Annotated in this window: 6 protein-coding genes; 2 read left to right on the top strand and 4 right to left on the bottom strand. The window is 68.5% G+C overall.

Translation table 11 applies throughout. The features are described 5' to 3' along the window. Positions 1 to 251: 251 nt before the first annotated feature. The 3 genes from Pla123a_RS00005 to Pla123a_RS00015 form a co-directional block, all read right to left on the bottom strand. Entirely contained in the window at positions 252 to 1,019 is a 768-nt protein-coding gene (locus Pla123a_RS00005; RefSeq protein ID WP_146583477.1) for a hypothetical protein, read from the bottom strand. Positions 1,020 to 1,233: 214 nt separating this feature from the next. Beyond that, positions 1,234 to 2,751 carry an arylsulfatase gene (locus Pla123a_RS00010; protein WP_146583478.1) on the bottom strand — a complete coding sequence of 506 codons (1,518 nt, stop codon included), beginning with the start codon at positions 2,749 to 2,751 and terminating at the stop codon, positions 1,234 to 1,236. Positions 2,752 to 2,841: 90 nt separating this feature from the next. Further along, on the bottom strand, positions 2,842 to 3,912 hold the full coding sequence (locus Pla123a_RS00015) for a DUF1570 domain-containing protein (protein ID WP_146583479.1): 1,071 nt from the start codon (positions 3,910 to 3,912) through the stop codon (positions 2,842 to 2,844). 180 nt (positions 3,913 to 4,092) lie between these two features. Here Pla123a_RS00015 and Pla123a_RS00020 point away from each other — a divergent pair, with 180 nt between their 5' ends. Beyond that, entirely contained in the window at positions 4,093 to 5,457 is a 1,365-nt protein-coding gene (locus tag Pla123a_RS00020; protein ID WP_146583480.1) for a hypothetical protein, read from the top strand. Between the two features lie 513 nt (positions 5,458 to 5,970). Then, positions 5,971 to 11,670: a lamin tail domain-containing protein gene (locus tag Pla123a_RS00025; protein ID WP_146583481.1), complete on the top strand. Its 5,700-nt coding sequence runs from the start codon at positions 5,971 to 5,973 to the stop codon at positions 11,668 to 11,670. A 146-nt stretch (positions 11,671 to 11,816) separates the two neighbouring features. Here the strand turns inward: Pla123a_RS00025 and Pla123a_RS00030 are convergent, their stop codons facing one another. After that, positions 11,817 to 12,581, bottom strand: coding sequence for a ribonuclease E inhibitor RraB (locus Pla123a_RS00030; protein ID WP_146583482.1), 765 nt, complete (start codon positions 12,579 to 12,581; stop codon positions 11,817 to 11,819). Positions 12,582 to 12,601: the final 20 nt, after the last annotated feature.

Here is a 12,601-nt window from a genome sequence, read left to right on the forward strand (position 1 = left end):
GAGACCCTCACAAGGGGACTCTCACGCACATTCCGACTGCACGACCTTCTAAGTACACTTATCCCGGACGCTACTGGGCAACGCCCTAGGTTGGCAGGCCGATTACGCACGTTGGCTGAAGGCCAACGTCAACGCCCGACCGACGGTTAAATTTGGCCTTCAGCCAAATTGGGTTCATCGCCAACCATTACCTAGGGCGTTGCCCTAGGCTACGATGATTTTGGCCTTTGGCCAAATTCCCGCGGCCGCGGCTAGCGCGATGCCTTCTTATCGGCGTCCTTCAGCGCGACCTGCTGGTCGGCCTCGTTGCACGGCTCGCAGTTGATGTAGTAGTAGACGTCGCGGTACTCGACCACGGGCTTCCAGTAGAAGAGCTTGACCTTTGCCTTGCAGGGGTGCAGCTGCTTGACGATCTTGGTGCCGCGGGTCTCGATACAGCGGCCGTCGGCGCACTGCTTGTCGGTAAACTCCTTCTCGCTCACAAAGCACTTCTGCACGACCGCGTCGGTCGTGTAGTGCTCCTTCACGTAGCCCAGCACCGGCTCCTTCACACAGACCACGCAGTCCTGCGCGATGTCGGGGTGGGTCGGCTTCTGGAACGACCGCCACACCTTGCAGGCCTCGCCCGGGGTCTTGCCATCGCAGGTGCAGTCGAGGCAGCCCGGCGGCACCGCCAGTTCCTCCAGCCAGCCGATCGGTTCCTGGCCACGGATCGGCAGCCACGGGTTCTCGACCGCGTTGTACTCGACCAGCCGCGAGGCCTCTTCCTCGGTTGGCTCCACGGCGGGCGCCAGATCCTTGTCGTCCTGCTCGCCATCGAGGGCCGGGGCGGCCAGCTCTTCGGGGTCGTTGTCGGCCGGCCGAGGCCGCGGGTCGGTCCGGTAGTCGTCGACCGGGTCGGGCGACCCCGCCTCGTTCGGGCCGTCGAGAGGGAACGGCAGCTGCGCCGACGCGACTCCGCAGCACGATCCGCCGGCGAGGGCAATCGACAGGACGAGGCGTTGCAGGGAGATCTTCATGGGAGGCTCCGGTCCGGCGGGGGCTCGCGGCGCTGAGGTTCATGTTGCGTTGGGGCAACACACCGCGCCCCGCGCTGTTGCGAAACTGCAACACGAGAATCGTGCGCGACGCCGGCGCAAAGGCAAACGCCTGGGCAAGATATTCGGCCGACTTACGGGCCGCGGCCGCCGGCCGTGACGGTGGCGCCGGTTGCAACGCCAGGCCAGTCCCCGGTTAGCGGCTCGTGAGCGCGCTGCCGGTCTGCCGGTCGTAGATCGGCAGCGGGAAGTCCGGCTCGATCGTGCGGTTCGCCAGGTACGCCCGCTCCAGCCCGCGGACCCGCTCGGGGTGGTCGGCCGCCAAGTCGCGCGACTCGTTGGGGTCGTCCGCCAGGTTGTAGAGCTCCCAGTCGAGCTTGTTCTTCCGCTTGAGGTCCCGCCGCAGCGCCTTCCAGTCGCCGTCGCGGACGGCGACCATCCCGCCGTAGCCGCCGAACTCCCAAACCATCGGCCCAGGCCGCGTGAGGGCCTCGCCCCGGAGCACCGGCCGCAGGTCCTGCCCGTCCAGCGGCTGGGTCGGCTGGGCGGTCGCGTCGGCGATGCCCGCCAGCGTGGGGAACCAGTCCGGGAAGTAGCTCGCGGCGTCGGTGGTCTGTCCCGGCTTGGTGACGCCGGGCCAACGGACGATGCACGGCACCCGCAGGCCCCCCTCGTAGACGCTCGCCTTGGCGCCCTTCAGCCCGCCCGTCGAATCAAAGAATGCGACGTCCACGCCGCCCACGCCGCCCACGCCGAAGGTCGAGCCGTTGTCGGAGGTGAACACCACCACTGTGTTCTCTGCCAGGCCGTGCTGGTCGAGCGCTGCGAGCACTTGGCCGACGTGCTGGTCGAGGTCGGAGATTATGGCCGCGTAGGCCGCGCGGGGGCGGGGGTGCGGCAGGTAGCCGTTCTCGCCGCGGTACGGCCCGCGTTCGGCGTCCCACTCCTTGGGGTAGCGCTCGACCCACTCCTCGGGCGGCTGCATCGCCAGGTGCGGTTCGACAAACGGCAGGTACAGGAAGAACGGCCCCGACTTGTGGTCGTCGAGGAACTTGAGCGCCTGCTCCAGGATCAGGTCGGGCGCGTAGTTCTCGCCGCGGTAGTCGGCCGCGGCGACTTCGCCGGTAGGCTGCCGGAAGTGTCCCGGGATAGCGAACCGGTTGACCTCGACTTCGTGGTCGTCGCTGTCTAGGAACCGCGGGAAGTAGCTGTGGGCGTTCCGCTGGCAGAGGTAGCCGTAGAAGCGGTCGAAGCCCTTGTCGTTGGGGGCGCCCGTACTGCGCATCGGGCCGAGGCCCCACTTGCCGAAGGCTCCGGTAGCGTAGCCACGCCGCTTGAGCACCTGAGCAATGGTCGTGACCTCGGACGAGATGGGCCACTGGGCCGGGAAGATGCGTCCGTTGCCGGAGTCGCGGTTGGCGCGGATCTCGGCGTGGCCGCCGTGCTGCCCGGTCAGCAGCGAGCACCGAGCCGGCGCGCAGACCGGCGAGCCCGAGTAGTGCTGCAGGAACCGCACGCCCTGGCCGGCGAGCCGGTCGATGTTTGGCGTGCGGATCTTCTCCTGGCCGTAGCAGCCGAGCTCGCCGTAGCCGAGGTCGTCAGCCAGGATGAAGACGATGTTCGGCGGCGTTTCGCGGGTGGTGGCGTCCTCGGCCGCCAGAGCGGGCAGGGCGCGGCAGACCACCAGCAGGAACAGCAGGGCGCAACGCGTCATGGTGCAGACCAAAAGATCGGAGGAGGGGACCAGCGGCACGCGTTAGCATGCGCGATCCGCCCGCGCCGTTCAACTCTTGCCGCCGGCCCGCTACAGCTTCGCGACCCACTGCAGGAAGTTGGCCTGCAGCACGTCGAGGTCGGATCCGAAGGCCTCCGTAAAATAGGACACGCGTTCGGCCGCCGAGAACGTGCTGTAAACCGGGCGGTCGGCGGTCTGCTGTAGGTGCTGAGCGAACTCGCGGGGGCGGGTCTCGCTGAGGTAGAACGACAACGCCCACGCCTGGGCGTAGGCGGCCGAGGTGTTCCGCTTGAACGGCTGGTCGGAGGCGACAAACTCGCGGAGCGAGAACGGCGGCTTCTTCTCCGTGGCGTGGCGGCGGAACGCGCTGAGGTAGCCGTAGTTCACCCGGTCCCCGCGCTGGTCCGAGCCGCTCGGCCGCCAGACGCCGCGGGCCTCGAACAGCGTGGCGAGCCCCTCTGGGATCCAGTAGGGCGGCGGGCTGGTGCGGCTGTGCACGCCCAGGTTGAACGCCACCTGGTGGGTCGCCTCGTGGATGATGGTCGACGAGTTCTCGGTCCAGTCCTGATTGGGGTCGCCGCCAGTGATGTCATACAGGCAGACCCGGTTGGTGGAGTGGCTGTAGAAGCCAAGCGAGTTGGGCAGCAGCTTCGCGCCCGACCCGCGGACGTGCGACTCGTACTCCACCTTGTTGCGGAACACGACCGCCACCAGCGGGAACTGCGGCTGCTGCACGCGGAAGCCGCGGACCCGCACGCAGTTCACCAGCGCGCCGTAGATCTGCTCGAACCGCTCGGTCCAGGCGCTCCGCTCGCCGCGCGGGTGCACAACAATGTAGTGCTGCGTCGTGGAGATGCCGAACCGCTTGTCGAATTCGTCGCGGAGCAGCTGGGTCATCTCCCGCTCGTCGTAGCCCCGGAACTTGGGGGCGGTGCGGCGGGCGTCCTTGACGACGCGGGGGTCGAACTCGTGGAGCTGCCCGTCGCGACCCAGCAGGGTCATGACGCTGTCGGTCCAGTCGAGCGGCCGGCCCTCGACCCGGGCTCCGTCGACCACGGCGCTGAACATGAAGTCGGCCCCGGCGGCCGGCGCGGCCAGAATCGTGAGGCAGCCGAGTGCTATCAGGGTTCTGAGCGACATGTTCAAGGGAGTTGGGTGTCTGGGATTGCCCTAGGCGCCCTCGCTACCAGTAGAAAAGAAGCTGTTCCGCGGGCCCGCCGTACTTAAACCTAGTACAGCATTCGCCCACCCGCGGACGACGGGCGCGGACGTATCGATTAAACTACCGGCAGCGGAAAACCGGTACCTAGGGGTCGTGACATGTCGCTACGCTGCTGTTTGCTCGTCCTGGGGTCGTTGTTCGCCGCCCCGCTGATCGGTCGGGCCCAAGAACCGGCCGGACAGCCGCCGGCCGCCTTGGACTCGGCCGCTCAGGGACCGACCGCCGCCGGGCGGTTGGGCGAGGAGGTTGAGGGGCTGATCGGCCAGCTCATCGCCGACAGCGCCGCCGAGCGGGCCGACGCCCGGGCGCGGCTGCTGGAGCTCGCCGGCCCCGGGCCGAAGCGGGGCGAGCGCGTTCTCGAGCTGCTCCCCGAGCCCGACGAGCTGATGCCGCCGGCGCTCCGCACCCAGCTGAACGACCTCCGCCTAGAGATCGAGAAGCGGATCGCGAAGACCGCCATCGGCGAGTCGCGGGTCACGCTCGACGTGGCCGACGCGACGCTCGCCAAGGTGCTCTCGGCGATCACCCTCGAGACCGACAACAAGCTGCTCGACAACCGCGGGCAGTTCGGGCAGCAGGTGGTCGATCGCGCGATCACGCTCAAGCTGACCGACCGGCCGTTCTGGGAGGCGGTCGACCGGGTGCTCGACCAGGCCGAGCTGGACGTCTACGCGTACTCGGGCGAGGACGCCCTGGCGCTGGTCAACCGCGACGACGGCCGCGCCCCGCGGTCCGGGGCGGCGAGCTACGCCGGGCCGTTCCGGATCGCGGCCAACTCGATCACCGCCACCCGCAACCTGACGCGTCCCGATCAGAAGTCGATGAACGTCGAACTGGAGATCGCGTGGGAGCCGCGGCTGAGGCCGATCGCGCTGACGCAGCGGCTCGACCAGGTGGTCGCGACCAACGAGAACGGCGAGCGGCTGGAGCTCACCGGCCGCGAGCAGATCGACCTCGAGCTGTCGTTCGGCAACCAGGCGACCGAGCTGCGGCTGCCGTTCGCGCTGCCGCCGCGTGACACCACGACCATCGCCACGCTCCGCGGCACGCTCGAGGTGCTGGCGCCCGGCCGCGAGGCCGAGTTCCGCTTCGAAGACCTCAAGGCGGGACGCGAGTCGGTCACCAAGCGGGTCGGCGGCGTGACGGTCACGCTGGCCGGCGTGCAGAAGAACGGCGCCGTCTGGGAGGTCCACATGCGGCTGCGGCTCGACCAGCCGGGCGAGGCGCTCGCCTCGCACCGGGGCTGGGTCTTCGACAACGAGACCTACCTCCTCGACGCCGACGGCAAGAAGATCGACCACGCCGGATTCGAAACCACCCTGCAGACCCACGAGGAAATCGGTCTGGCGTACCTGTTCGACCACGAGCCGGGCGTCGAGGGCCTGACCTGGGTCTACCACACCCCCAGCAGCGTGCACCGCTTCCCGGTGGACTACGAACTCAAGGACCTGAAGCTGCCGTAGGCCAGCGGCGTGCTCCTAGCCGCAAGCCGCCGGCGCCCGCGGTGGGGTGCTGGCGGCGAACCCCTATTGAAGACCGCGTCGTCTGGTTGCGGCGCGACGCGTCCCCGCTGGCAGTGCGCGCGGCGCCTAGGCCCGACTGATTTATTGTGTTTCTACTAAAGGCGTAGTAGTATAGGTGTTCGATTAGATCGTGCGTTCAACTGCTACACGTCGGTGCGTGGTTTGAGTCGGTCGAGGATTTTCTAGCGATCTCTTTCGCAACCCCTGGCAAGCGGTAGAAGACCCTAAGTCCAGACGGGCGCGGCAGCGTCCTAAACCGATCGGCTGGCAAGGCGGATCGTTCGCTTCCCGCAGCGGCAGTTCCCTTCAACAACGCCAGCGTCGTTGGTGGGGCAGAGCGTGTTGCACCCCCGATCTACTAGCGCCTGCGCTTCGTATTCGGCAGACCCAACCGAGCGCTTGGCGGTCGGCACAACTCCCTGATGAGCGGCATCCATTGTCGGAGCGGAAGCTATGGCGGACGGCAAACGACTCGCGTGGACACGGCGCGTTGGTAGGAACAGCACTTCACAACCCCGCAAGCGACTCTCGCTCGAGCTCCTTGAAGACCGCCGCGTGCTTGCGGCGAGCGCGGTGATTAACGAGTTCGTCGCCTCGAACTCGTCCTCGCTGCTAGACGGCGATGGCGCCTCGTCCGACTGGGTCGAGCTCTACAACCCGAACGCCGCGGCCATCGACCTCACCGGGTGGCATCTCACCGACAACGACGCCGAGCCCGACAAGTGGACGTTCCCCAGCGTCACGCTCGACCCGGGCGGCTACCTCGTGGTGTTTGCCTCGGGGCAGGCGACTGAGAGCTACGTCGACCCTCTCGGCTACCTGCACACCAACTTCAAGCTCGGCGCCGGCGGCGAGTACCTCGGCCTGACCGACCCAGCCGGGATGGTCGTGCACGAGTTTGCCCCCGCGTTCCCGCCGCAATCGACCGACGTGTCGTTCGGCCTCGACTCGACCGGCGAGGGGTTCTACTTCACGAACCCGACGCCGGGCGCCGCCAACAACCAGGCGTCCGCCGTTTCGTCGAAGGTCGCGATCTCCGAGATCATGTACCACCCGGCCTCGAACGTCGACGCCGACGAGTTCATCGAGATCTACAACGGCGAGTCGACCGTCCTCAACCTGACGGGCTGGAGCCTGAGCGGCGCCATCTCGTTCGACTTTCCAGCGGTCTCGCTGCAGCCGGGCCAGTACCTCGCCGTCGCGAGCGACCTGGCCGCCTTCGCCGCCAACTACCCGGGCGTCACGAATGTGGTCGGCGGCTGGCAGGGTACCCTCGGCAACGACTCGGAGACCCTCGTCCTGTCCGACGCCAACGGGATCGCGGTCGACCGGGTCACCTACGCCGACGAGGGCGCCTGGGCGACCCGCGAGCGCGGCCCGCTCGACCACCTGCACGAGGGCTGGGTCTGGAGCGACGCCCACGACGGCGGCGGCGGCTCGCTGGAAGTGGTCAGCCTCACGCTCACCAACAGCCGCGGGCAGAACTGGGCCGCGAGCACTGCCAGCGGCGGCACGCCCGGCGCCGCGAACTCCGTCCAGGACGCCGACAACAACACCGCGCCGCTGATTGTTGATCTCTCGCAACTGCCGGTCATCCCCCACTCAACCGACGCCGTGATCGTCACCGCGCGGCTGATCGACGAGGGGACCGCCGCGCCGACCGGCTCGGTCATGTGGCGGCTCGATGGCGCTTCGACCTTCACCTCCGCGCCGCTCAGTGACAGCGGGACCGGCCCCGACGCCATCGCCGGCGACGGGCTGTACTCGGCGGTGATCCCCGCCCAGGCCAACGGCGCGATCGTCGAGTGGTACGTGTCGGCCGAAGACGCCCAGGCCAACGCCCGCACCAACCCGGCGCCGGTGCAGCCCTCCGGCCTGCAGTCGGCGAACCTGCTGTACCAGGTCGACGACACGTTCGACCCGGCCGCGCTGCCCGCGTCCGGCGACATGCCCGAGTACCGGCTGATCATGACCGATGCCGAGCGGGCCGAGCTGCAGCAGATCGGCTCGAACAACAACGAGGGCTACAGCCACGCGCAGATGAACGGCACGCTGATCAGCCTGTCGTCCAGCGGGGTGCAGGTCCGGTACACGGTCGGCATCCGCAACCGGGGCGAGGGCAGCCGCAACGAGCTGCCCAACAGCTACCACGTCAACCTGCCGACGGACGCCGAGTGGGAAGGGGTCACGGCCTTCAACCTCAACACGCAGTACACTCAGTCGCAGCTGATCGGCCTCCGCGCGTTCGCCGCGGCCGGCCTGATCGCCGAGGACGCGGCGCCGATCACCGTGCGGGTCAACGGGACCAACCTCGCCGGCCCGGGGAGCCCCGCGTACGGCGTCTATATCCAGCTCGAGGCCGCCGACAGCGACTTCGCCGCCAACCACTTCCCCGAGGACGACAACGGCAACCTGTACCGCGCGCTGCGGGGCGGGCCGGAGGGCGTCGCCGACCTGGCCTACCTGGGCGAGGACCCCGCGGCGTACTACCCCAACTACGAGAAGAAGACCAACGCCAGCCAGAACGACTACACCGACCTGATCAACCTGCTCCGCGTGATGGCGACCACGCCCGACGCCGACTACGTCAAGCAGGTCAGCAAGGTCGCGGACATCGACCAGTGGCTCGGCTACTTCGCAACCGTCGCGATCCTCGGCAGCGAGGAGACCAGCCTCGCCACCGGCGTGGGCGACGACTACCTGCTGTACGCCGGCGCGAAGGACCCGCGGTTCATGCTCATCCCGCACGACTTCGACACAATCCTCGGCGAGGGCGACACTGCGGGCAATCCGCAGAGCGGCATCTACCGCGCGACCGGCGTCGACGCGATCGATCGCCTCCTCAACCACCCCGAGATCCTGCCGCTGTACCACGCCAAGCTGCTCGATCTGCTCCAGACGACCTTCACGCAGGAGAACTTCGACCAGCTGATCGACCAGACGCTGACCGGATTCACGCCCGCGGCAACCATCGCCGACATGAAGGCGTTCATGGACGCCCGGCGCGAGTACATCCTGGCGGAGGTCGCCGGGCCGCTCACGATCGCGTCCAACCTGACCACCGCCGGCGGCTTCTACTCCACCACGCAGGACGTCGTGGGGCTGAGCGGCTTCGCGCCGCTGGCGGGCGTCGAGTCGGTTACCGTCGCCGGGCAGCTTGCGCAGTACGACCCCGCGGACGGCAGCTGGAACTTCGGCGAGACCCTCGGCGGCGTCACCGAGAGCTTCATCAACTCGCCCCACGTCTGGGACTACCTAGACGCGGGCCGCGTCCCGTCGACCGACCCCGACAGCGACTGGCGCGTCGACGACCCGGGGTGGACCGACTCCGGCCCGTCGCCGCTGGGCTACGGCGGCAACGGCGAGGTGACGCTCACCAGCTACATCGACACCGACCCGGGCGCGTCCGGCACGCAGAAGAACATCTCGACCTACTTCCGCACCACGTTTAACGTAACGAACGCCGACGAGATCACTTCGCTCAACCTGCGGCTCCGCCGCGACGACGGCGCTGTGGTCTACCTGAACGGCGACGAGGTAGTGCGCTCCAACATGCCGGGCGGTGTGATCACGCCGAGCACAGTCGCCAGCTCGACGGTCGGCGGCTCGGACGAGAGCACCTTCTTCGAATTCGCCATCAACCCTTCGCGGCTCGCCGAGGGCCAGAATGTGATCGCGGTCGAGCTGCACCAGCGTAACGACTCGAGCTCCGACACCATCTTCGACCTCGAGCTCACCGGCACACGCGGCGACAGCACCTCGCTGTCGGGCGTCCCGCTGACGCCGGGGATCAACCAGGTGCGCGTCCGGGCGTATGACGGCCCGGAGGGGCAGGGCAATCAGATCGCCGAAGAGACCGTCGACGTCTGGTACGACAACGGCTCGACCACCGCTGTCTCCGGAGTCATCTCAACCGACACCACCTGGACCGTCGCCGCCGGCCCGTACGTCGTGACGGGCGACCTGACGGTCTCCGGCGGGACGCTGACCATCGAGCCCGGGACCACCGTGTTCTTCAACCCGGGCGTCGGCCTGACCGTGTCCGGCGCAGGCCGCGTCGTGGCGGTTGGCGGCGATACGCCCCAGCAGCGGATCCGCTTCAGCCACAACCCGGCGATCGGCACGGAGCACTGGGACGGCCTGACCATCGAGAACACGCAGTCCGACAACCGCTTCGAATACGTCGACTTCCAGAGCGGCGACGCCAAGGGCAACGCGGTCGAGATCACGCACGGCCGCGCGGTGTTCGACCACGTCCGGTGGCTGGACACCAACAACCAGGTGCTCGACCTGGTGCACCCCACGCTCATCGTGAGCAATTCCGACATCCCCGGCATCAGCGGCGGGGAGACCATCCACCTGGTCGGCCTCGACTCCGGCGAGCAGCTGGTCTTCGACAACAACACGATCGGCAAGAACACCAGCGGCGACGACGTCGTGGACATGGCGCCCGACTCGTCCGACCGCCAGACCATCTACTTCCGCAACAACCGCTTCCTCGGCGGCCTCGACGACGGTGTCGACACCGACGGCACGCGGGTGGTGTTCGAGAACAACAGCTTCGTCGACTTCCACATCGGGACCGGGCGCACGACAACGTCCAACGCGGTCACCACCGGCCGCCAGGACGTGAGCGGCGGCACGCTGTACAGCGAGCTGACCCTGATTGGCAACACGTTCAACGACGTCGACCACGCGCTGCTGCTCAAGGATTACGGCTTCGCCACGGCGATCAACAACACTTTCGTGGGCGCCACGATTGGGGCGATCCAGATGCAGGAGCTGGCCGGCACGAACGTGATCGGGCCCGGCCTGGGCGTCGCCCTCGACGGCAACATCTTCTGGCAGAACATCCAGATCTTCGAGGCGATCCACCCCGACAGCCAGATCACGCTCGACCGCTCGATCGTCCCCGCCTCCCTGGTCGCCCTGGGAGTAGGGAACCTGGCGGCCAACCCGCTGCTGGCGGACCCGGCCGGGGGCGACTTCAGCCTGTTGGAGGGCTCGCCCGCGTTCTTTGCCGGCCCGAACGGGACCGACATCGGCGCCGTCCAGGCGCCGCGATACCCGGCCGCCGCGGCGGGCAACCTGCAGATCGGCGAGGTGCACTACAACCCGCTGCACGGCTCGGCGGACGCCGACCTGTGGGAGGTCTTCGCCGACGGCGACCTGTTCGAGTTTATCGAGCTCCACAACCCCACCGGCCAGACCATCGACCTCTCGCACGCCGCGCTGGTCGACGGCGTCGACTTCGAATTCCCCTGGGGCACGACCCTCGCCGCCGGCGAGCGGGCGGTGCTGGTCAACGACGTCGACATCTTTGTGTCGCGCTACGGCGCGTCGCCGCGGGTCCTGGGGCAGTACGCCGGCAACCTGTCCGACGGCGGCGAGGCTATTGAGCTGGTCGCGGCCAACGGCTCGCCGATCGCCGCGTTCACCTACGGCGATAGCAACGACCTCAACTGGCCCGCCGCGGCCGACGGCGCCGGACCGTCGCTCGAGCCGATCGACGCCACCGGCGACCTCTCCGACCCGCTCAACTGGCGGCTCGGCCTCGACCCGGGCGGCACGCCGGGCTACGTGGTCACGCTGGCCGGCGACTACAACGGCGACGGCGTGGTCAACGCGGCCGACTACTCCGTGTACCGCGACAACCTCGGCGGGTCCTCGCTGCCGTACAACGAGCCCGCCAGCCGCGGCGTCGTGGACCGGGCCGACTACGAGGTGTGGCTCGCCAACTACGGCGCCACCGGCCCGGCCGGCCAGCCGCTCGAGACCAGCCCCGGCATCGCGCTACAGGCGATCGCTGTCGACGCCGCGGTGGTAGCCGAGCCCGTTTCCGCCGCCGCGATAGTCGCCAGCCCGGACGAAGCCGACGGCGACGACCCGTCGGTCGAGGCCGCGTTCGCCTCGCTCGACGCCGAGGACACGCCGACGGTCGCACGACCGCACCGCCCGCGAACCGCTGCGTTCGCCCGGCCGGTCAGCTTCGACAACCTATACCTGCTCCGCCACGCCCGCGGTGGTGAAGCCGGTGAGCACGGGCAGGACGCTCCGGGCGACGCTGCGCCCGGCGGCGAATCGACCGCCGAGCCAACGCTCGAGCCCCGCATCCGCCGGCTATTCACCGGCCTTGGCCGGCGGTTCGGCTAGCCAATCGCGCAACACCGGACCCCAGTAACCCCCGGCGGAAGCCGTGGGGTAGGGGCCGCAAGCGCCCAGGCGGCGTGAAGCCTCGGCAACGCCGAATCCCTGGGGCTTCCGCCGCAGGTTATGGGGCCCGCATGGCAGGCGCGCTACTACTCGTCATCGCTGGCTTCTTCGCCTTCTTCCTCGTCCACGGCGAAGGCGTCGTAAAACTCTTCACGGGTGAAGAACTGCACGCCGGCGAGTTGGCCGCCGTGGGGTTCGGAGATCTGGTTGAGCTTGGCGATGGTGGCGGCCAGGGCGGCCTCGTTGTTCGTGCCGGGGACAAACAGGCAGATGCCGCAGTCGCCCTCTTCGTCACGCTCGTCGAACTGGTCGAAGTCGGCGAAGCCGGCGGCGACCGCCGCCTCGGCGATCTTGTCGGTCGAGGCCGGGTCGGGCGCGACCACCAGCAGCGTCCAGGCGAGTTCGGCGTCGGCTTCGACGCCGGCCTCGGTCATGTAGTTGAGCCGGGCCGAGACGTCCCCTGGCTGAACCCAGTCGTGCATGCCGTCCTCGTCCAGCGGGTCGGCGCACTGCACGCCCTCGTACTCCAGCCCCCGCGCGGCGGCGACCGCGTCGACCCGGGCGGCGATCTCCTTGACCTGCTCGGCCGTGAGCGCCTCGACGCAGATGACGCACATCAGCGGGTCGCCCGGCGTGGCGTTGCCCTCCTCGTCGAGCTCGTCGACCTCTTCGAACAGGTGGATGGCGAACTCGTCCTCGAATTCGTGGGCCGCCTCTTCCAGGGCCGCGTAGTCGCTCGAGCGGACGATGAACGCCCACTCCAGCTCGTCGGTCAGCTCGTGGTCGAGGTCGACCGTGAGGTGCTCGAACAGGGCGTCGATGTCAAAGGCCAGGTCGGGTTCATCAGCCATCAAAGGACTTTCGCAGAAGG

It is taken from the genome of Posidoniimonas polymericola (assembly GCF_007859935.1).
In the GTDB taxonomy this organism is placed as follows: Bacteria; Planctomycetota; Planctomycetia; order Pirellulales; family Lacipirellulaceae; genus Posidoniimonas; species Posidoniimonas polymericola.